Raw genomic sequence first — 21454 nt, 5'->3', positions numbered from 1 at the left:
GTCGGGAGCGCGACAGGCGCACTCCCGAAAAGATAGATCAGTCGAAGACGACTGTCTTGTTGTCGTGTACCAGAACACGGTCTTCCAGATGAGCGCGCAGGCCGCGGGCCAATACCATCTTTTCCACGTCGCGACCGAAGCGCACCATGTTTTCGATGCTGTCGCGATGGCTGACGCGCACCACATCCTGCTCGATGATCGGGCCGGCATCGAGCTCTTCGGTCACATAGTGACAGGTCGCGCCAATCAGCTTGACGCCACGCAACGACGCCTGATGATAAGGCTTGGCGCCGACGAAGGATGGCAGGAAGCTGTGGTGAATGTTGATCACCTGATGGGCATATTCACGGCACAGCTGTGGCGGCAGAATTTGCATGTAACGCGCAAGGACCACAACGTCCGCCTGATGATGCCCGACAAGACGCGAAACTTCGGCAAATGCAGGCTCCTTGTCTTTCGGGTCCACCGGGACATGGTAATAAGGAATGTCATGCCACTCGACCATGCTGCGCAGGTCCTGATGGTTTGAAATCACACAGGCTATGTCACAGTCGAGTTCGTCGCTGTGCCAACGGTGCAGCAGGTCGGCCAGACAGTGCGATTCGCGGCTTGCCATGAGCACGACGCGCTTCTTCTGCGCCGAGTCGGTGATGCGCCAGTCCATCGAAAACTCTTCCGCGATCGGCGTGAACGCTTCACGGAACCCGTCCAGGTCAAAAGGCAGGGTGTCGGCACGTATCTCGTGACGCATGAAAAACCAGCCGCTGAGATTGTCCGAATGATGACTCGCTTCGGTGATCCAGCCGTTATGGGACGCCAGAAAGTTACTGACTTTGGCAACGATGCCTACACGGTCCGGGCAAGCAATCACCAGACGAAAAGTGCGCATTGGGGGAAACTCCAGAACTTCGCAAAGCCGCTATTCTAGCGGCTGCGCAGCAAAACTGCAGTATCTTTGCTGCCTGAATGTGCAGGCAGAAAAGGACACCGCCCAGGCAAAAGATTGCACCGTGCCAGTATCGACTTTTACCACCCGCGACGCCTAACAAGACCTATATAAAGAAGGGCTTTATAGCGAGGATCTTTTGAAGGGGGCTCGGCGCTTGCCTAGTTCAGACGTCTGTAGGACGCGTGTATATTGCTAAATAATTCAAATAAAACTTTTATTTAATGTTTACTTGCTCATTTACAGTGACTATTATTGCCCCACTGTATCCCTGCAACCTACACAACATAAGGTCTCCTCATGTCCCTGATCAACGAATACCGCGCCACAGAAGAAGCCATCAAAGAACTGCAAGCCCGTTTGAAGAACCTGTCGCAAGACGACAAACTGCAAACCGAGCTGGAATTCGAAGGCAAGCTGCGTACGCTGATGGGCGAATATCAAAAGTCGCTGCGTGACATCATTGCCCTGCTGGATCCGGATGCCAAGGTAAACAAAGCCCCCCGTGGCGGCGCTGTTAAACCTGCCGGTACCAAACGCGCCCGCAAGGTCAAGCAATACAAGAACCCGCACAACGGTGAAGTCATCGAAACCAAAGGTGGCAACCACAAGACATTGAAAGAGTGGAAAGCCAAGTGGGGCAGCGACGACGTCGAAAGCTGGGCCACTCTGCTGGGCTAAGCTTCAAACGGTCGCGCTTCATTGCGATTGCAAAAACGCCAGCCTGCTGGCGTTTTTTATTGTCCGTTATTTATACACCCAGACGTTTACTCAGCGCCTGCGCGTAATCCTGCCATTGGCGCAATACCTCCAACTGCTCTGGCGCGGCACTAAGAGAGCATTCAGCCAGCGCAGTCGCAAAGTCCTTCAGGGTATTGGGCGCCCCCCGTTCCGGGTCGCTCAGCCGCTGCTGACAGAAGTCCTGCCACCGCTGTTGCTCTTCACTGCTCAAGGTGTCAGGAAAGTTACGAGCGCGGTACCTGAATAACAATTCAGGCAAGCGGGCGTCATCAAACGGCCACGCGTCACGTGCCAGTTGTTCGGGCTCGGCTTGCCGAACTTGCTCGCACAGTCGACGATCACGGTCACCAATAAAACCGTCATATAACTGCTGTTCTGGATCCTCACTTGCAGCAAAATCTTCCTTGCCATAAAGGACGCTCAGTTTATCCTGCCAAACTTCCCGGCTTTCACTCAACTGCGTTGCGCGTGCCTGGTAGCCCGCCATGTCCAGTTGCAGCCGCTGCTGATCTTCGCTGCGTAGCACCCCCAGGGGGGCTATCACCGGGCAACGGTTTATATGCAGTAATTTGAGCGGCACCGGCAATTCGCCTTCCCCCAGCGCTTCATGCCGGGTATATAAACGCTGCTTGAGTATTTCAGCGTCGTCTTGCAACAACGGTGAAGGGTCAAGGTGCAGGTCACAGACGATCAGCGCGTTGCGGTTATGCGGGTGCCATGCCAGCGGAAGCACCACGCCAAGGTAATTGCGTGCCGCAGAAAAACGTCCCGATATATGCACCAGTGGCTGCATCAGACGAACCTGCTCCTGGACTTTCTGTTTACTGCGTAATGCGAACAGGTAGTCATAAAGCTTCGGCTGTTTTTCACGAATCAGGCGCGCCAGGGCAATAGTTGCACGCACGTCGGATAACGCATCATGCGCCTGTCCATGATCAATACCGTTGGCAGCAGTCAGTCGTTCCAGCTTGAGTGTGACGCGACCGTCCTGTTCGGGCCAGACAATGCCGTCGGGGCGTAATGCATAGGCCGCGCGCACGACATCAATCAGATCCCAGCGGCTGTTACCGCCCTGCCACTCGCGTGCATAAGGGTCGAAGAAGTTGCGGTAAAAACTGTAACGCGTGACTTCATCGTCAAAACGCAAGGTGTTGTAACCCGCACCACATGTCCCTGGCGCAGATAGTTCGGCATGTACGCGGGTCATGAAATCCGCCTCGCACAAGCCTTTTTCCGCCAGCGTGGCCGGCGTTATTCCGGTAATCATACAGGCAACGGGATGGGGCAGAATGTCGTCACTTAGCTGGCAATGAAGATTGACCGGCGGCGCGATTTCATTGAGTTCGGTATCGGTGCGGATGCCGGCCATCTGCAGCGCACGGTCATTGCGCGGGTTGATGCCGGTGGTTTCGTAGTCGTACCAGAAAATGCTGGAAGTCACGGGCTGATCCTGAACAAAAGACCCGCGAAGTGTAGGGCGTGACAGGTGTCATTGCCTAATCGGGTAATATCCGGCGTACCGGGAAATGTTTTCTTACAGCCCGCGTCTTGAATGGTCGGTTGCTTAGCTCCGCTGCGATAGCTAGCATCAGTTTTCGTTTTCAGGCGCGTCCTCCGACAATGTCATCCCTTCCCGCTTCGCCAAGGAATGCAGCGCTGCCCACGCCACTGGACACCCGCATTGAAATCGAGACGCCGGAAGGCATCGATATGGTTCTTCGCCCTGCCGGACTTGTTTCCCGCGCATTGGCGTTCGGAATCGACTTCGCCATTCGCGCAGCCGTTATCGGCGTGTTCTTTTTACTCTTGCAGTGGTTTGACAAGCTCGGCATGGGCCTGGCCGCCATCGTGTTTTTTCTGGTCAACTGGTGGTACATGGTGCTGTTTGAAGTGCTGAGTCAGGGGCGCACTCCCGGAAAGCGGGTCCTCGGCCTGCGGGTGGTGCACGATGACGGCACACCGATAGACTGGTCCGCGTCGTTGATACGCAACCTGCTGCGTTTCGTCGACATGCTCCCGCTGGGCTACGGGCTAGGTGCAATCAGTTGTCTGAGCCATCCATTGTTCAAACGGCTGGGTGATCTCGCAGCCGGGACGCTGGTTATCTATAGCGACCAGCCTGTAACGCGCCCCACCCTGCCAGAGGCAGAACCGGTGATTGTGCCGTTCGCCCTGCATCTGGACGAACAACGGGCAGTGCTCGGTCTGGCGGAACGACAAGGTGAACTGTCCATTGCCCGCACCCGGGAGCTGGCCGCAATTCTTGCTGAACCCTTGCACATCCCCGCTGATCAGGCGGTCGCTCATGTAAACGGCATCGCCCGCAACCTGCTGGGGCCGAAATGAAGCAGAGCCTCTTTGAAACCCGCCATAAAGATGAGTGGCAACGTTTTGGTCAGCGCCTTGATGCGCTGGAAAACGGCAAGGCCGATGTCAATGCCTGCGAAACATTCCCCGGTGATTATCGACGCGTCTGCCACCACCTGGCGCTGGCACAGGAGCGTGGCTACAGCAGCCACCTGGTCGACCCCCTGCATCAACTGGCCATGCGCGGCCACCAACAACTTTACCGCCACCGCAGCGCGATGGGCGCTCGTCTGCTGGGCTTTGTACTCGGAGGTTTTCCGCGACTGGTGCGCGCCGAGTGGCGTTTCGTCCTGGTCGCCAGCCTGTTGTTCTTCGGCAGCCTGATCGGCATGGGGTTGTTGGTCTACGGTTTTCCGCAACTGATCTACAGCATCGTCAGTCCTGAGCAACTGGCCGACATGCAGAGCATGTATGACCCATCGGCCAGCCGGATCGGACAACCCGCCGAAAGAGCCTCCGACGCAGACTGGATGATGTTCGGCTACTACATCATGAACAATATCGGTATTGCCTTTCAAACCTACGCCAGCGGTTTGCTGTTCGGGCTGGGCAGCCTGTTTTTTCTGCTGTTCAATGGGTTGATGACAGGCGCAATTGCCGGTCATCTGACCGACATAGGCTTTGGGCAGACATTCTGGACATTCGTCATCGGTCACGGTGCTTTCGAGCTGACCGCCATCGCCCTGGCCGGGGCGGCGGGTCTGAAGCTGGGATGGGCTTTGCTGGCCCCAGGAAGACTGACGCGCAGTACCGCGCTGCGTGTTGCGGCCAGGACCAGTGTGCAACTGATCGGCGGGGTCATTCTGTTCCTGCTTATTGCGGCATTCATTGAGGCTTACTGGTCATCGATGACCTGGCCCGGACCGCTGCTCAAGTACCTTGCAGGTGCCGCCCTATGGTTGCTGGTCGCCGCGTATCTGACCCTCGCAGGACGTACCCCCCATGCGCCTGACTGAGTCAAACGTCGCCATACGTCCTCGATCTCCTTGGGAAGCCATCGACCTGGGCGTGCTGCTCGCGGGTCGTCACCGCGGTCTGCTGATGAGCAGTTGGGCAATCGTCACCCTGCCCGTTTTCTGCCTGCTCAGCGCACTGCTATGGGACTATCCCACGGCCGCCATTCTGCTGTTCTGGTGGCTCAAGCCTGCGTTCGAACGCTTGCCGCTGCTCATCCTGTCGCAGTCACTGTTCGGGGCAACGCCGACGCCCGGGCAAGCCCTCAAGGCGTGGCCCGCCACTTTGAAAAGCCAGCTGTTGCCAAGCCTGTTATGGCGAAGACTCAGCCTGAGTCGCAGCTTTCAGTTACCGGTGCAGCAACTGGAGCATCTGGCAGGCACGGAACGCGACCTGCGTATCAGCCTGCTCAGCCAGAAAGACCTGCGCGCCGCACGGCTGCTTACCATCGTCGGCGCACACCTGGAATACTCATTGTGGATAGGTCTGCTGATCCTGCTTTACGCGTTTATTCCGCAGCAGATCCAGATCGACTGGCACTGGATGAGTCTGCTCGAAGTTGAAAACCAGTGGCTATGGATCGACCACCTGACCAACCTCTTCTATGCACTGGCGTTGGTACTCTGGGAACCCATCTACGTTGCGTGCGGCTTCACCCTGTACCTCAATCGCCGTACGGTCCTTGAGGCGTGGGATATAGAGCTGGTTTTCAGACGCCTGCGTCAGCGCCTGATCGGCAGCGCCTATGTAGTGTTGATCGGTGTCGGACTGGTGCTTTCGACGGCACCGGCCACGGTCTGGGCCGAACAACAGAGCTACAGCTGCCCGCTGCCCGATAGCAGCGCGACAGAACCGCCCACCTCCCTAGCTGCACCGGACACGCCGCGCCTGACCCGCCAGACACTGACCAGCGAAGCGGCACGTAGCGAAATACACAGCATCCTGCAACAGCCGCCCTTCAAGAACCCCAAAATTGAGACAGGCTGGCACTTCCCTGAACAACAGAAAAGCCAGTCAGTGGTTCGGGACACGCACGATCAGGGCTGGCTGATTACCTGGCTCAATGGGCTTCTTCGGGCCGCAAGCGCCTTGGCCAGCCTGATTGAATTGCTGCTCTGGGGCGTGGTTATCGGCCTGACCGGGCTGGTGCTCTGGTATTACAGAGACTGGCTCAAGACCTTTGCAAGCAGGGCGCCCGGCAGAACAAAAACCGCCCGCCCGGCTCCCCGGCAGCTACTGGGCCTGCAAGTGAATGCCGAAAGCCTGCCTGACGATGTCGCTGGCCGGGCCGAACAGCTCTGGAGCAGTCAGCCTCGTGAAGCCCTCAGCCTGTTGTACCGCGCACTGCTCAGTCGCTTGCTGAACGACTATCGACTGCCGTTGAAAAGCGCCGATACCGAAGCTCAGGTATTGGCGCACATCGCTGCGCTGAACCAGCCGCTGCTCAGTGAATTCAGTCATGACCTGACCATGCACTGGCAGAACCTTGCCTACGGACATCGACTGCCACCGGCCCATGCCCGGCAGCAACTCTGCGATGGCTGGCGTCGCCTGTTCAACTCGTCGGTGCAGGCATGAGCCGCCGTAGCGGAATACTGATCGGGCTACTGGCCCTTTTACTGCTGGCAGGCGCAGGGCTTTACCTGAGCCGTCACCTGGAGCGCTACGAGAAAACCGTGGATCAGGGCCCCTCGCCACAGGCAAAGGCCAATCCCTGGCTTGCGGCCGAATACTTCCTGCGTGGCCTCTCTATCCCGGTAAACACCACTGACACGCTGGCCCGACTTCCCGACCCGAGTCAAAGTACCCAGACGCTGCTATTGCTCAATGACCGGGAAGAAATGACACCTGCACAAACCGAACGGCTGCTGAACTGGGCCGAAGCGGGCGGGCACCTGCTATTGGTGGCCGAGCAACTCTGGAATGAGAAAAAAGGTCGCAGCGGCGATCTGTTGCTGGACAGGTTGCAGGTTCATCAGTACCTCACCACGGCCATCAATGCGCAGGAACAACAGCTGAGCGACGCTCAGCCGCCGCTGCCCATCCCGTTGATAACCCCCTCGCCAAAACGCAAAAAAGAGCCTTGGCCGGAACTGACCCGCCTGTATCTGGAAAACGAAAGTGCCCCGGCATACATGAGCTTCGATCCTGCGTTCCATCTGGAAGACCCGCAAGACCATGCACAGTCGTGGGCCAACAGCGCCGATGCCACACACCTGCTGCAAATAAACCGTGGTAACGGATTGATCACGATTGTGACTGACGCCAACCTGTGGAAAACCCGCTCGATCGGCAACTATGACAATGCCTGGCTGCTCTGGTATCTGACCCAGGGCAGTGAAGTGACCCTCGTGCTGCAAACCGAACACGACAACCTGCTGACCCTGCTGCTGCGCAACTACCCTCAGGCACTGCTGACGCTGGCGTTGCTGATTGGCCTGGGCCTCTGGCACATCGGCTTGCGCGAAGGCCCGATGCGACGGCCCGCCCCCCTTGCACGTCGCCAACTGACCGAGCACCTGCGTGCCAGCGCCGAATTCCTGCGCAGACGCAGCGGGCAACAAACGCTGATAAAGAGCCTGCAACAAGACATCCTGCGCCGCGCCCGCCAGCTTCATCCAGGCTTCGAGCGGCTGGCTGTCGCAGAACAATGGCAGGTGCTTTCGCGCCTGACCCGACAGCCCACCAGCGCCATCAGCGACGCCCTGCGCCCTCGCCCGCCGCAACGCGTCTCACACAGCGAATTCACCCGTCAGGTAGCCCACCTGCAAACGCTCAGGAATGCCCTATGATCCTGCACTGGCGAATCGTTGGATATCTGCGATATTGAAATCAAACCTTTAGAAGCTCATGGGTACGTAGTGTTGGATACCTCATTTGGGCAGGCTTCGGCGCTGCGAATGAATCCCGACTCAACTTACTGTAATAACCGCATTCAAGATCAACACCACAACCAATCCGACCACCGCCACAATGGATTGAACCACCGAGATAGTCTTCGTCGCCTCCCCCATTGTCATGCCAAAGGACTCCTTCACCATCCAGAAGCCTGCATGATTCGCATAGTTGAAAAACAGCGAACCGCAGCCGATTGACAATGCCAGCAAGGGCAAGTTGAGGGTGGGATCAGCACCCGCAAGCGGTGCCAACAGGCCTGCAGCCCCTACGATACCCACAGTTGCGGAGCCAGTAGAGACCGAGAGTAACATCGCAATCAGCCAACCCAGGATTAACGGAGGGAAGGCAGACTGCTGGGTCAGGTGCACGATAGCATCGCCTACCTTGGCACTGGTTAGCATCTCCTGAAATGCCCCGCCTCCTGCGATGATCATGATGATGGAGGCGATAGGCTTGAGGCTTTTACCCAGTGAATCACGCACCTTTTCGGCGTCGCCACCGCGCGCCAGTACCAGGCTTGCGCCGGCGAAAAGCACGCCTAATAGCATGGATATCAAAGGGTTGCCCACGAAACTGGCCATTTGCAGGATCGCATTGCCCTTTGGTAGCACCATCTCGGCGACGGCATTGATCAGCATCAGGATCGCCGGTAGCAAGGCTGCCAGTACGCCGAGCAAAACGCCGGGACGGGGTTGATTGTCGGTTTTTTCGGCCAGAGTGAACTGATCAAGTAATGCCTGATCAGGCCTGGTGCTCATGCGCTTCGAAATGAACGCGCCATAAAGTGGACCGCCCAAAATCATTGCTGGAATAGCCGCGAGAAAGCCGTAGAGCATTGTGGGCCCCACTGAGGTTTTGAGTGCAGCGATGGCCGTCAACGGGCCAGGGTGCGGCGGTACCATGCCATGCATAGCGGCGAGCGCCGAAATCACTGGAACACCCACATACACATACGCCGAGCCTTTGAAGCGAGCCTGGCTTTCCAGCTTTCGCGCCACACTGAATATCAGCGGCAGCATAATCACCAAACCCACCTCGAAAAACATGGGTATGCCAACGACAAACGCAACCATCATCATTGCCCAAGGTATCAGGCGATCCGGGGTGCGCTTGAGGATGACCTCGGCCAGCTGCTCCGTGACGCCAGCATCAGCCAGGATTTTGCCTAGCATCGCGCCAAGCGCGATCACAATCCCAACGGCCCCTAGTGTCTTTCCGGCACCGGCGATCAAGTGAGCGACGATACTTTCTGGCTGCATTTGGGTAGCAAAGCCCACACCCACAGAAACTACCATCAGGGCCAAAAGCGGGTGCATCTTGAGGCGCGACACGATCAGTGCCACCAATACCACGACGCTGACAAGCGCGGTCATTAGAAGCTGTATATCTAAGGTAGTCATGAAAATATCTCAGTTGGGCTGGCGCTGAGGCTGCACTCAGCATTTGAAAAACCGGTTCGAGACGTAACGCTCGACGGAGCACGCAAAAAACCAGACAGCGTATGGGTGCCTTCACGTGCAACACCCGTTTCAGGAAAGGCAAACACTTCGCGACCTGCTGCCATGTCACTGCTGTCAGGTAGTTCAGTCAGGAGGTCAACATGGAAATAGGCATGAGAGCGACGCCACTCTAGCGGGGTGTCGGCGTAGTCACGGGCCAGGGTGCCAGTGATTGGTTGCAATCTGCTGGGCCAACGGGTCATGAAGACGTTGGTACAGCGGCAAACGGGCATCGTTGGACAGAGCATTCATTGACCTATTCGCCTTGTTATATAGTCATATATATGAATCGCAGCAAAGTATTTCCCCAATGACAAAAACTTGTCAAGACTGATCTTCTTTCATAAGCAAGATCAGGTCGTAACTGCAGACAGAGGGCAGATGCAAGCTGTGTTCAGGGACGCCAGCTAATCTGCGGAGCAATGCAGTCGATCAGAAGTCCGCCACTTTACTCCAGGCTGATTTCCGGAATCGGCCCGGGTGATACGGTCGCGGATCAACGATCGGGGGTGCGACGCTGACAATATCGGCAATCAAGTGACCCGCGCCGGGGCTTAAAGACCGACCAATTCTGGCAATCCGCCAATGTCAGGGATCTGGTGGTAGCCGAAGGCGACATCCGCCGGCTGCTCATGGCCGCGGGCGACGAAGGCTTTGTGCTTGATTTTCATGTCATGGGCCGACATCAAGTCATAACGGAAGCTTGAAGATACGTGCAGCACATCTTCAGGTGCGCAGCCAAGGCTATCGAGCATGAACTCAAACGCTGCCAGGCGCGGTTTACAGGCTTGAGCCTGTTGAGCGGTGAACACTTTGTGGAACGGCGCTACTCCTGAATAAAGCCGGAGGGGCACTGCCTGTGAGTGCCCGATCCTGGTCGATTGCTGTCTTTACCTAACAGGCACGCAAACGCACCTGCCTTTCAGACAGAAAAGGCATCCTTGCGCAGATATCTATCTTTGGTGCAGACGGCAGCTATGTCAGTGCAATTGAATGGCATGCACCAATACGCCGCATGCCCTGAGCGGTTACCATGGAAATAATGCTCGGCAAGAGAAAAAACATTCAGTCGCTGCGCACAAAAATTACGAAAAAGCCAAATCAGGTAAGTAATTGATTTATGGACGATAAATCTAATATAAAAGTTAGTGACGCTCCAGAAGTCGCGAGCGATCAAACGCCCGAAACATCAGGCAGCACCGGGCCCTTTATCGAGCCTTCCATCGAACCGGCCAGCCCGACGAGCGCCGCGAGCACTCAGTTGCAGCAGCGGCAACGCGCCAGCCAGCTGGCTCAGGCGTTGCGTAACGAGTTGCAAAAGGCTGTGATTGGCCAAAACGCGGTGATCGAGGACGTGCTGACCGCCCTGATCGGCGGCGGGCATGTGCTGCTGGAAGGCGTACCGGGGCTGGGTAAGACGTTGCTGGTCCGGGCGCTTGCCAGTTGCATAGGCTGTGAGTTCGCGCGCATTCAATTTACGCCGGACCTGATGCCCAGCGATGTCACCGGCCATGCTGTGTACGACATGCAGACCGAGCAGTTCAAGCTGCGCAAGGGGCCGCTGTTCACCAACCTGCTGCTGGCCGACGAAATAAACAGGGCACCGGCCAAGACGCAGGCCGCGCTGCTCGAAGCCATGCAGGAGCGGCAAGTAACCCTCGAAGGTAGGGCGCTGCCCATCCCGCAGCCGTTCATGGTGTTGGCAACCCAGAACCCTATCGAACAGGAAGGCACTTACCCACTGCCGGAAGCCGAACTGGATCGTTTCATGCTCAAGCTGCGCATGGACTATCCCGAAGCGCTGGAAGAGCTGAACATGGTGCGCCAGGTCACCCGCTCGACCCGTGCCGACATGCTGGATGTGCGACCGCTGCGGGTCATCATGCAGGCTCGAGAGGTTCAGGCGCTGCAACGCATTGCCAGCGAGCTGCCCATTGATGAACAGGTGCTGGACTACGCAGTACGCGTGGCGCGCAGTACGCGCACCTGGCCAGGTCTTAGCCAGGGCGCAGGGCCGCGCGCTTCAATTGCACTGGTGCGTGGCGGGCGGGCCAGAGCATTGTTGCGCGGCGGTGAGTTCGTTACTCCGGACGATATCAAGGGCTGCGCGCTGGCTGTGTTGCGACACAGGGTCAGGCTGTCACCGGAGCTGGACATCGAGGGCCTTTCAGTGGATCAGGTGCTTCGGCAGATCCTTGATCAGGTCTCGGCACCGCGCCTGTGAATCAGGTTCTGAAACCGTCGGTTCCGATGCTGCGCTGGCTCGGTGGGTTCATGTGCGTTGCATTACTGACAGGAACGCTCCATGCGCTGGGCATCGAGTATCCGGCAAAAATCGACGAGTTTTATTGGGCAGCGTTGCTGGCATTCGCGGGTGTCAGCCTGCTTGATGCATTCTGGCTGTTCAGGCGTCCCTCGCCACGCGTGCAGCGCGAGCTTGCGGGCAGCCTGGCGCTGGACCGCTGGAACGAGGCGCGGCTCGACCTGCAACACAACGGTGCCAAGCCAGTCACCATGCAGGTGTTCGATCATGTGCCGCATGGCCTGGAACATGAAAACCTGCCGCAGTCCATCATCCTGCCTGCGCGCGGCAAAGGCAGCATCGGTTACCGTCTGCGCCCCTCGAGCCGTGGTCATTTCATCTTCGAGCAGTGCGAAATCAGCCTGCCGGGGCCTTTGGGCCTGTGGACGGCACGCCGCTATCTTCCGGTACACAGCACGACCCGCGTCTACCCGGACTTCGCCCGACTTTACGGTGGGCAACTGCTGGCGGTGGACAACTGGCTGAGCCAACTGGGGGTGCGCCAGTTGCAACGTCGCGGGGCAGGAATGGAATTCAATCAGTTGCGCGAGTTTCGTGAAGGCGACAGCTTGCGCCAGATAGACTGGAAAGCTACCGCCCGCCAGCGCTCCCCCATTGCTCGCGAGTATCAGGACGAGCGGGATCAACAGATCGTTTTCATGCTCGATTGCGGACGTCGAATGCGCAGCCAGGACGGTGATTTGTCTCACTTCGATCACGCGCTCAATGCCTGCCTGCTATTGAGTTATGTCGCACTGCGTCAGGGTGACTCGGTTGGCCTTGCGACGTTTGCGGGTGAGCAGGACCGCTATCTGGCCCCCCTAAAAGGGCCGGGGCAGCTCAACCTGTTGCTCAACTCGGTCTATGACCTGCAGACCACCCGGCGCCCTGCTGACTACAGCGCCGCCGTTCGCCAATTGATGGTGCGCCATAAAAGACGTTCACTGGTGGTACTGATCACCAACCTGCGCGATGAAGACGATGAGGAACTGGTGGCTGCTGCAAGACAGCTTGGCAAGCAGCACCGGGTGCTGATTGCCAGCCTCAGGGAGGAAGTGCTCGACAGTCTGCGTCAGGCCCCCGTACAAACCTATGATCAAGCGCTGGATTATTGCGGAACCCTGAATTTCCTCAACGCTCGCGCTTCGCTGCACGACCGCTTGAGCGCTCAAGGCATTGCAATAATGGATGCTCGACCAAGGGAGCTGGGGCCGCAGCTGGTCAGCCGTTATCTGAGCTTGAAAAAGGCAGGTACGCTATAAGCGAAACCTTGCGGGTCAGCCAGCAGCCTCAGGCTGAGGCTTCATAAAAGGGGTAGAAACAGAAATACTCCCGCAAGAGCTGGACGAACGCCAGGTATTCTGTCGAGACCTGAGACAACTCGAAACCGGAGTCGTAGCTCCCTGGCGTCTCGTCTTCGTGGCTCCAGAGGCACTTGGCGCTAAGATCTATTGATTGCCCGATATTGCCATTCGGCATTTTCAGACACAGATCGAACCTGGCCCCTACCAGAACGGGCAGTTCGCTGATCAGCATCAGCCCTTCCCCGGACACATTCCCCAAACACCCCATCAGCTTGCCAGTATGACGATTGAAGACCTGCAGGTAATCCTGCAATTGGTGCCGTTCTATTTTCCGCTCTTTATACATGGCAGGCTGCCTTCTAAGACCACTGTTGCGATCACGTAACACCGTTCGCTGGCTGCGGACTTCAAAAACGAGGCACTGCGCGATAACCGCCTCGGCCTAGAGCTCTGCAGCTCGTCCACTATGTGATCACAGCCTAGCTCAGAATTTTTCAAAATCCACCCGAACACGGCGCCTGCCATTCAAATGAGGGTAACTATTTTGATACGGGAGCGTTTCGAACAGGTGCAGGGATCGGCCTGGCAGGCTGAGCCTTGGGGTAGAGACCCGTTTGTGCGAGCGTATCGAGCCTGGCCCGTGCACGGAACGCGTATTCGCTCTCTGGATACTGAGTCATCAGGAATTGATAGGTCTGCGCAGCGTCGACATACAGTTTCTGCCGCTCCAGGCACTGGCCACGCAGCATCGACACTTCCGGCTGAACATAACGGCGCGAACGGCTTTGACGCTCGACCTTGGAAAGATCCAGCATGACCCGGTCACAATCACCTTCCTGATAGGCACGGTAAGCGTGATCGAGGTTGGAATTCATCGCCCAGCGGGTGCAACCGCTGAGCGCAGTCAGTAATACAACAATCGTTACAATACGCATGGGACTCTCCTGTTCTCTGCCCTGTATCGGCGTCACAGCCTGTTTCTTCAAGTAAATCGCACACCGACCGTCAGCCGATTGCCCTCCCTGAGAGCAACACGGTAGTGCAAAGGAACAATGACTAAAGACCCAGACAGGAGTAGCCTCTCGCTGCGCTTCAATTAAGGAGTTTGTGCATGACCGTTCGCCGCACCAAAATCGTCGCCACACTTGGCCCTGCCAGCAACTCGCCGGAAGTCATCGAACAACTGATCCTTTCGGGTCTGGACGTTGCTCGTCTGAACTTCTCTCACGGTACTCCGGATGAGCACAAGGCACGCGCCAAACTGATCCGCGAAATCGCCGCCAGACACGGGCGCTTCGTCGCTCTGCTGGGCGACCTGCAGGGTCCTAAAATCCGTATCGCAAAGTTCACCGACAAGCGAATCGAGCTGAAGGTCGGTGACAAGTTCACCTTCTCCACCGCTCATCCGCTGACCAGTGGCAACCAGCAAATCGTGGGTATCGACTACCCGGATCTGGTCAAGGATTGCGGCGTAGGCGACGAGCTGCTGCTCGACGACGGTCGCGTAGTGATGCGCGTCGACACCCAGACGGCTGACGAACTGCATTGCACCGTGCTGATCGGCGGTCCGCTGTCCGATCACAAGGGCATCAACCGTCGCGGCGGTGGCCTGACGGCTCCGGCACTGACCGAGAAAGACAAGCAGGACATCAAGCTCGCTGCCGAAATGGACCTGGATTACCTGGCCGTTTCCTTCCCGCGCGATGCCGCCGACATGGAATACGCTCGCCAGTTGCGCGACGAATCCGGCGGTACAGCCTGGCTGGTCGCCAAGATCGAACGCGCCGAAGCCGTTGCCAACGACGAAGTGCTCGATGAGCTGATTCGCGCCAGTGACGCTGTCATGGTTGCGCGTGGCGACCTGGGCGTTGAAATCGGTGATGCCGAGCTGGTTGGCGTACAGAAACGCATCATCCTGCACGCACGTCGCCACAACAAGGCGGTGATCGTCGCCACGCAGATGATGGAGTCGATGATCTCAAGCCCGATGCCGACGCGTGCCGAAGTGTCCGACGTGGCCAACGCCGTGCTCGACTACACCGACGCCGTCATGCTGTCGGCGGAAAGTGCTGCAGGCTCCTACCCGATCGAAGCGGTTCAGGCGATGGCGCGTATCTGCATCGGCGCTGAAAAGCACCCGACCGGCAAGACTTCCAGCCACCGTATCGGCCACTCGTTCACCCGTTGTGACGAAAGCATCGCGCTGGCGGCCATGTACACCGCCAACCACTTCCCGGGTGTGAAGGCGATCATCGCACTGACCGAAAGCGGCTATACCCCGCTGATCATGTCGCGCATCCGCTCCTCGGTGCCGATCTACGCGTTCTCTCCGCACCGTGGTACTCAAGCGCGTGCAGCGATGTTCCGTGGCGTCTACACCGTGCCGTTCGACCCGGCAGCCCTGCCACCGGGTCAGGTCAGCCAGGCCGCAGTCGACGAACTGCTCAAGCGTGGTCTGGTCGAGCAAGGTGACTGGGTCATCCTCACCAAGGGCGACAGCTACCACACCATCGGTGGCACCAACGGCATGAAGATTCTGCACGTCGGCGACCCATTGGTCTGATAGCAGAACGCTGCAAGCCAAGGCCCCGTCTCGCAAGAGTCGGGGCCTTTTGCATTGTGTATGCCTGACGAATCTTTGTGATTAATCGTGCCGAACGAGAGCTGTGACTAACATGCACCTTATTCCCGCGCCACAAACACATCCGCCAGCAATTGATTACGCGGCAGACCTGCCAGATACAGCCGCTTGGCAAATATCTCCACGCTCTCGGCACTGCCACACAACAACGCCATCGCATGCCGCGACAACAGGCGCAGCTCGGCCAGGGTCGTCTCCAGCGTCTGCACGGTAATCAGTTGAACAAGCAACTGTGGATAACGCTCAGCCAGGGCTTGCAGCTCATTGGCCAGATAGTGCTGCTGGCTGTCATGGGCCAGATGAATCAAGCGGATGGTGCCCTGATGCTCCTGACGCAACGCCTCACGCAATACGCCCCACAACGGGCCCAGCCCGGTACCGGCAGCCAGCAAGAGCAGAGGTTTTTCCTGCCAGTCAGGGTCATAGCGCAGCGCCCCTCCGCGCAGTTCGCCGAGCCTCAACGTGTCACCGACCCGCAGCTGTCGGGCGACGTCGCGGAAGGCCCCGGACTGGTGGCAGTCGATATGAACTTCCAGAAACGGGTCCTCGCCCGGAAGGCTCGCCAGCGAATAAGGCCGGGCGACACCGCTGTCAGTCCACAACACCTGGTGTTGCCCGGCGCTATAGCGCAGAGGTCGCGCAGGCTCCAGACGCAAACGCAGCACGGTCGGGCAGAGCCAGTCGCAGCCCACTACTGTCGCAGGCAGGCCGTCACGCTGCGGGTCAAACACCTCGACAGCCAGGTCACCGACCACTCGGCACTGGCAGGCGAGCCGCCAACCCTGCTGGCGCTTTTCAGCGGGCAAGGCGTCGGGCAACGCGTCCTCAGGCTCGCCTTTGACACAGCGCACCAGGCACGCATGGCAACTGCCGGCACGACAGCTATAGGGAACCGGCACACCGGCATGGTTCAGGGCGTCGAGCAGATTGCTGGCCGATGCCACCGACCAGCTACGCTCACCAACATGCAATTGAGGCATTCAGGCGGCCTGTGCAGAAAATAACGGCGATTGTACAGACTGGCCTGTCGGGCGGGTTATACTGCCGCGCCTTTTTGCGCCCGCTACGGCTAACCTGACAGCTCTGGTTCAAGCCGCAGTTCCAGACTGCCGCCGATAGCGTAATTGAATGTTCCCGTCCTTACAGAGGAGCGCGCCGCATGACCGTGATCAAGCAAGACGACCTGATTCAGAGCGTTGCAGACGCACTGCAGTTCATTTCCTACTACCACCCCGTGGATTTCATCCAGGCCATGCACGAGGCGTATCTGCGTGAAGAGTCGCCTGCCGCTCGTGACTCCATCGCCCAGATCCTGATCAACTCGCGCATGTGCGCGACCGGTCACCGCCCGATCTGCCAGGACACCGGCATCGTCACGGTTTTTGTGCGCGTGGGGATGGATGTTCGCTGGGACGGCGCCACCATGGGCCTGGACGACATGATCAACGAAGGCGTGCGTCGCGCTTACAACCTGCCTGAGAACGTGCTGCGGGCCTCGATCCTTGCCGATCCGGCAGGCGCTCGCAAAAACACCAAGGACAACACCCCGGCTGTTATCCACTACTCCATCGTTCCAGGTAATACCGTGGAAGTGGACGTCGCGGCGAAAGGCGGCGGTTCGGAAAACAAATCGAAGATGGCGATGCTCAACCCGTCCGATTCGATCGTCGACTGGGTCCTGAAAACCGTTCCGACCATGGGCGCAGGCTGGTGCCCACCGGGCATGCTCGGCATCGGCATCGGCGGCACCGCGGAAAAGGCAGCGGTCATGGCCAAGGAAGTGTTGATGGAGTCCATCGACATTCATGAGCTGAAGGCCCGTGGCCCGCAGAACCGCATCGAAGAGATGCGTCTGGAGCTGTTCGAAAAGGTCAACCAGCTGGGCATCGGCGCTCAGGGCCTGGGTGGTCTGACCACCGTGCTCGACGTCAAGATCATGGACTACCCGACCCATGCTGCGTCGCTGCCGGTGTGCATGATCCCTAACTGCGCGGCCACCCGCCACGCGCACTTCGTACTCGACGGCAGCGGCCCTGCCTCGCTGGAAGCGCCGTCGCTGGACGCCTACCCGGAAATCGTCTGGGAAGCTGGCCCATCGGCCCGCCGAGTCAACCTCGACACCCTGACCCCGGAAGAAGTGCAAAGCTGGAAGCCGGGCGAAACCGTGCTGCTCAACGGCAAGATGCTTACCGGCCGCGACGCCGCGCACAAGCGCATGGTCGAAATGCTCAACAAGGGCGAAAGCCTGCCGGTCGATCTCAAGGGTCGTTTCATCTACTACGTCGGCCCGGTTGATCCGGTACGCGAAGAAGTCGTTGGCCCGGCAGGCCCAACCACGGCCACGCGGATGGACAAGTTCACCCGTCAGATCCTCGACCAGACCGGCCTGCTGGGCATGATCGGCAAATCCGAACGCGGCCCGACCGCCATCGAAGCGATCCGTGACCACAAGGCCGTGTACCTGATGGCCGTCGGCGGCGCTGCATACCTCGTGGCTCAGGCGATCAAGAAATCCCGAGTCGTGGCTTTTGCCGAGCTGGGTATGGAAGCGATCTACGAGTTCGAGGTCAAGGACATGCCGGTTACCGTTGCCGTAGACAGCACCGGCGAATCCGTGCACATCACAGGCCCGCAGATCTGGCAGAAGAAGATCAGCGACAGTCTGGCGGTGGAAGTGCAGTAAATTCTGATCTGCAAGACAATAAAAACCCGGCGCAAGCCGGGTTTTTTATGCGGATTAACTTACTGTCCCTGCGATCTTCCAGTGCAATCCGGAATAGACCGTTCAGCCTGTGGCCAATATAACAAGGCAACTTATCCCCGATAAACAATACGACTCACTGGTAATATACATCGCACCCTGCGATCAGTCCGTAATACATTTCAGACAATAAACCGAGACAGTTCGCTACTCCCCAGAGGTTCAATACCCCTTTCTCTCCCTGAAAGACAGATTATTCTTCTGCTGGCTGTAAACCAGTGAGCGCATGAAAAATAAATGTACTTCTCAGGCATACCGCCTGATAAACAGGGAGATTTCAAAATGGCTTTTGACGCCTATATCAAGATAGAAGGCATTCCAGGCGAAGCGCTGGATGACCGCTACAAGGACTGTATCGAGATCACCGGGTATGGCTTCGGCATGCATCAAAGTACTTCCGCCACGGCGAGTTCTTCCGGTGGTGCATCGTCCGGAAGGACTTCCTTGAGTGATTTCTCGTTCACCAAATCACTGGACAAATCGAGCTGCAAGCTCATGGAAACCTTGTGCGCGGGCAGACACCTGAAAGAAGTTGTTTTGTCACTGCATCGTGCAGGCGGAGAAAAGGTCAAATACTTTGAAGTGCTGCTGGAAGAAGTCATCATTTCCAACTACACCCAGCATGCCAACGATGGCATACCCAGTGAAACGATCAGCTTGAATTACGGGAAAATAAAAACCACCTACACACAGCAAAAAAGATCGGATGGTGCCGGTGGAGGAAATGTCTCGGGTGGCTGGAACCGTATCAACAACAAGGTCTATTCCTGATTTTTTAAACGCTCATGCATTGAACCTTACAGAACGATCAGGGAAAGACTATGGCACGGCCATTTTTTACTGCTGCGTGGGCGGCTTCGCAACATATTTATGATCCGGTGGCACCGGAAAAACGAGTGGCAGAGGTGATTGGGGGGCTTGTGGCGAAGGATATAAATAATCCTGATCCTTCGACAAAGTGGAGGAACACCTGTGCTGTGCGATTAAGTTACATCCTGAACTACTCAGGATTGAAAATACCTAAGATAGCTAAACAGACAGTCTCCGGCGCAGATCAGCATCAGTACTTTTTCCGTGTATCGAACCTGAAAAGCTTTTTGGAAACGCACTGGGGCAAGCCTGAGGTCGTCAAATACCCGCCCTCTGACGGCGGAGCGCTTGCAAGAAAAAAAGGAGTTATATTATTTGAAATATCGGGTTGGACAGACGCAAAAGGCCATGCAACGTTATTTGACGGTGACATTTGCTATGACCATTGCTACTTTAACGAGCCCGACGTTAACTACCGTACGGATATGGCAAATTTCTGGAGCTTAGTTTAATGAAGCTCATTGTCACAGCCATCACAGTCTGTCTCGCACTCTTGGCAACCGAGAGCTTCGCACATACAAAATCCTCATCACCAGAGGGCATGCACCGAAGCTATGAACAAAACTTCAAGGACCTGGTCCTTGCTACCTGTATAGCAAACGCTTACGCCTCTGACGTAAAGGTCGGAATTGATGCTGGAAGTAGCGTCACCGCCATTGAGGACTGGGCAAATTACGACTGGGAAGTAGGACCCGATGGAATTCGAGCGCTCGTAAGCAAGTATCTGGCCAGAGATTATACGAACCCCTTAACCGAGTCCGAGATAAAGGGTGTGAAATTTGACCTTTTAAAGTGCTTGGACCTTTACCACAGCAAGGAGCTGAATGCCTTGACAAAAAAAACTGTCGTAAATCCAACACACACCTACATGCAGGACTACAAATAACATCCATATTCACAGGGAGGTTCGTAGAATGAAATCATGTCTTACGGCCCTAACAGCATCTCTGGTCTTAACAACATCCAACAGCTTCGCCTACACCCCCACCTCATCGCCTGAAGGAATGTACAGAACCTTTGAAAAAAACTACAAGGACATGGCACTCGCCACCTGCATAACCACCGCTTATAAATATGATGTGAACGTCGGCATTGACGCGGGCAGTAGTGTCAGCGCGATGCGTGACTGGACCTACTATGACATGGAAAAAAGCCCCCTTGCGGTCAAGGCATTGGTTGAAAAATACCTCGCCAGAGACTACACAAACCCTTTGGCCGAATCCCAGATAAAGGGAATAAAATTCGACCTGCTGAAATGCCTGGACATGTATCACAGCAAGGAACTGGACGCGTTGACGAAAAAGGTCGTGACTCACCCGAATCAGACCTACATGCAGAATATCAAAAAGCCTTAACTACTCTCTTCATGCAACAAGCCTGTCCGGCAAACGCTGCACAGGCTATTTTCATTGCAAGCACTCTACGCCGCACATTATCTGTAGGGCGGAGACACATCATGCTGACTCAATGTAATCCGATAGCTTTTTAACGTCTCCCCTCGGTGATGTACTGCTTGCTGAAATACTGATAAACAGCGCCAGTCACTTCCCCGCCTATACGGCGAACATCCTCAGAAAAACTTTTTCGATAACTCTTGTAAGAATTAACCGCAGGACACCTCCCTTCCATTTGAAGGAAATTTCCGAGAAAATCCCGGCCTCTTGCGCTTGGCTGTTCAGGTCTCTAGCCTTCAACGGTCGCTGCCCAATCAGCGATCAGGTTTGGTAGACCTGCTTTTGCTGGCGCAATGTGCCACCTCTGCGAGGCGATCCTTTTCGTCTCGTCTTTATGGTGGCCGTGCGCATGGCGTCTTCGGATGCACCGGGTGCCAGCAGCCGGTCTACCAACTTGCACACGGCCGCCACCTTATCGTTTGGTAGCGATTAGTGACGGCTCCCCCCAAGTTCTGCTGGAGTTGCAAACATGCCCCATAAAATCGTCCCCGACCCGCCCACCGCCCTGTTCACCGTCAACGCATCCGTCAGCCAGGAAGAAGCGCTCAACTACGCTTCGGATCTGCTGCGCTGCATCATCACGACGGCCTATGAGTCCGGCGACAGCACTCAGGGCACCAGCCGTGATCTGGCGTTTTCGGTATTGCACATGGCCGAGATGGCCAAAGCCATGGTTGACCGCTCACTGGAATGCATCGTTTGACCAGATGACAACCC

The 21454-nt window shown here is 57.0% G+C and carries 20 protein-coding genes and 2 pseudogenes; 14 read left to right on the top strand and 8 right to left on the bottom strand.

Features of this window, described 5'->3' with window-relative positions; genetic code table 11:
- Positions 1–37: 37 nt before the first annotated feature.
- On the bottom strand, positions 38–889 hold the full coding sequence (purU, locus tag RYC18_RS02700) for a formyltetrahydrofolate deformylase (RefSeq protein WP_003363851.1): 852 nt from the start codon (positions 887–889) through the stop codon (positions 38–40).
- A gap of 357 nt (positions 890–1246) precedes the next feature.
- Here purU and mvaT point away from each other — a divergent pair, with 357 nt between their 5' ends.
- A complete protein-coding gene (gene mvaT / locus RYC18_RS02695) occupies positions 1247–1627 on the top strand; it encodes a histone-like nucleoid-structuring protein MvaT (protein ID WP_002554971.1) in 381 nt (126 codons plus the stop codon).
- A 70-nt stretch (positions 1628–1697) separates the two neighbouring features.
- On the opposite strand, the gene sbcB is transcribed toward mvaT, so the two are convergent.
- Positions 1698–3128, bottom strand: coding sequence for an exodeoxyribonuclease I (sbcB, locus tag RYC18_RS02690; RefSeq protein ID WP_004658864.1), 1431 nt, complete (start codon positions 3126–3128; stop codon positions 1698–1700).
- Between the two features lie 179 nt (positions 3129–3307).
- Between sbcB and RYC18_RS02685 the strand changes: the two genes are divergently transcribed.
- Genes RYC18_RS02685 through RYC18_RS02670 form a run of 4 tightly spaced genes read left to right on the top strand, consistent with a single transcriptional unit; the run spans position 3308 to position 7800 of the window.
- Positions 3308–4033 carry an RDD family protein gene (locus tag RYC18_RS02685; protein WP_002554974.1) on the top strand — a complete coding sequence of 242 codons (726 nt, stop codon included), beginning with the start codon at positions 3308–3310 and terminating at the stop codon, positions 4031–4033.
- Complete coding sequence (locus tag RYC18_RS02680; protein WP_005745552.1) at positions 4030–5010, top strand: stage II sporulation protein M; 981 nt, start codon at positions 4030–4032, stop codon at positions 5008–5010. The genes RYC18_RS02685 and RYC18_RS02680 overlap by 4 nt, the downstream gene beginning before the upstream one ends.
- Positions 4997–6586, top strand: a complete 1590-nt coding sequence (locus tag RYC18_RS02675; protein WP_005745551.1) for a DUF4129 domain-containing protein — start codon at positions 4997–4999, stop codon at positions 6584–6586. The genes RYC18_RS02680 and RYC18_RS02675 overlap by 14 nt, the downstream gene beginning before the upstream one ends.
- Positions 6583–7800: a DUF4350 domain-containing protein gene (locus tag RYC18_RS02670; RefSeq protein ID WP_005745550.1), complete on the top strand. Its 1218-nt coding sequence runs from the start codon at positions 6583–6585 to the stop codon at positions 7798–7800. The genes RYC18_RS02675 and RYC18_RS02670 overlap by 4 nt, the downstream gene beginning before the upstream one ends.
- 120 nt (positions 7801–7920) lie before the next feature.
- Here RYC18_RS02670 and RYC18_RS02665 read toward each other — a convergent pair whose 3' ends face one another.
- The 3 genes and pseudogenes from RYC18_RS02665 to RYC18_RS02655 form a co-directional block, all read right to left on the bottom strand.
- Positions 7921–9306, bottom strand: a complete 1386-nt coding sequence (locus RYC18_RS02665; RefSeq protein ID WP_002554979.1) for a GntP family permease — start codon at positions 9304–9306, stop codon at positions 7921–7923.
- Between the two features lie 531 nt (positions 9307–9837).
- Positions 9838–9972 (bottom strand): annotated as a pseudogene (locus RYC18_RS02660) (D-amino-acid oxidase); the annotation flags it as partial.
- A pseudogene (locus tag RYC18_RS02655) lies at positions 9960–10232 on the bottom strand (haloacid dehalogenase); the annotation flags it as partial. The pseudogenes RYC18_RS02655 and RYC18_RS02660, both read right to left, overlap by 13 nt.
- A gap of 293 nt (positions 10233–10525) precedes the next feature.
- Between RYC18_RS02655 and RYC18_RS02650 the strand changes: the two are divergent.
- Together RYC18_RS02650 and RYC18_RS02645 are read left to right on the top strand one after the other, a co-directional pair.
- Positions 10526–11629, top strand: a complete 1104-nt coding sequence (locus tag RYC18_RS02650) for an AAA family ATPase (protein ID WP_005779058.1) — start codon at positions 10526–10528, stop codon at positions 11627–11629.
- On the top strand, positions 11626–12969 hold the full coding sequence (locus tag RYC18_RS02645; RefSeq protein WP_316882818.1) for a DUF58 domain-containing protein: 1344 nt from the start codon (positions 11626–11628) through the stop codon (positions 12967–12969). Before RYC18_RS02650 ends, RYC18_RS02645 begins: the two co-directional genes overlap by 4 nt.
- A 28-nt stretch (positions 12970–12997) precedes the next feature.
- Here RYC18_RS02645 and RYC18_RS02640 read toward each other — a convergent pair whose 3' ends face one another.
- A complete protein-coding gene (locus tag RYC18_RS02640; protein ID WP_005745539.1) occupies positions 12998–13357 on the bottom strand; it encodes a PilZ domain-containing protein in 360 nt (119 codons plus the stop codon).
- A 193-nt stretch (positions 13358–13550) separates the two neighbouring features.
- Positions 13551–13946 (bottom strand): tetratricopeptide repeat protein, encoded by a 396-nt coding sequence (locus tag RYC18_RS02635; RefSeq protein ID WP_002554984.1) that lies wholly within the window; start codon positions 13944–13946, stop codon positions 13551–13553.
- Between the two features lie 176 nt (positions 13947–14122).
- Between RYC18_RS02635 and pyk the strand changes: the two genes are divergently transcribed.
- Positions 14123–15574 carry a pyruvate kinase gene (gene pyk / locus RYC18_RS02630; RefSeq protein WP_002554985.1) on the top strand — a complete coding sequence of 484 codons (1452 nt, stop codon included), beginning with the start codon at positions 14123–14125 and terminating at the stop codon, positions 15572–15574.
- Positions 15575–15693: 119 nt separating this feature from the next.
- Here pyk and RYC18_RS02625 read toward each other — a convergent pair whose 3' ends face one another.
- Positions 15694–16632, bottom strand: coding sequence for an iron-sulfur-binding ferredoxin reductase (locus RYC18_RS02625; RefSeq protein ID WP_316882804.1), 939 nt, complete (start codon positions 16630–16632; stop codon positions 15694–15696).
- Positions 16633–16811: 179 nt separating this feature from the next.
- On the opposite strand from RYC18_RS02625, the gene RYC18_RS02620 reads away from it, so the two are divergent.
- The 6 genes from RYC18_RS02620 (at position 16812) to RYC18_RS02595 (ending at position 21440) form a co-directional block, all read left to right on the top strand.
- On the top strand, positions 16812–18335 hold the full coding sequence (locus tag RYC18_RS02620; RefSeq protein ID WP_002554987.1) for a fumarate hydratase: 1524 nt from the start codon (positions 16812–16814) through the stop codon (positions 18333–18335).
- 360 nt (positions 18336–18695) lie between these two features.
- Positions 18696–19184, top strand: a complete 489-nt coding sequence (locus tag RYC18_RS02615; RefSeq protein ID WP_002554988.1) for an Hcp family type VI secretion system effector — start codon at positions 18696–18698, stop codon at positions 19182–19184.
- 50 nt (positions 19185–19234) lie between these two features.
- Complete coding sequence (locus RYC18_RS02610; RefSeq protein WP_316882796.1) at positions 19235–19735, top strand: type VI secretion system amidase effector protein Tae4; 501 nt, start codon at positions 19235–19237, stop codon at positions 19733–19735.
- Positions 19735–20169, top strand: a complete 435-nt coding sequence (locus RYC18_RS02605) for a type VI secretion system amidase immunity protein Tai4 (RefSeq protein WP_117140077.1) — start codon at positions 19735–19737, stop codon at positions 20167–20169. The genes RYC18_RS02610 and RYC18_RS02605 overlap by 1 nt, the downstream gene beginning before the upstream one ends.
- Before the next feature lie 28 nt (positions 20170–20197).
- Complete coding sequence (locus RYC18_RS02600; RefSeq protein WP_057404439.1) at positions 20198–20638, top strand: type VI secretion system amidase immunity protein Tai4; 441 nt, start codon at positions 20198–20200, stop codon at positions 20636–20638.
- Positions 20639–21206: 568 nt separating this feature from the next.
- Positions 21207–21440, top strand: coding sequence for a DUF6124 family protein (locus RYC18_RS02595; protein ID WP_002554991.1), 234 nt, complete (start codon positions 21207–21209; stop codon positions 21438–21440).
- Positions 21441–21454: the final 14 nt, after the last annotated feature.

The organism is Pseudomonas syringae group sp. 247E2, assembly GCF_032587795.1.
GTDB lineage: Bacteria > Pseudomonadota > Gammaproteobacteria > Pseudomonadales > Pseudomonadaceae > Aquipseudomonas > Aquipseudomonas amygdali.
This window is presented reverse-complemented; position numbering and strand designations above follow the sequence as displayed.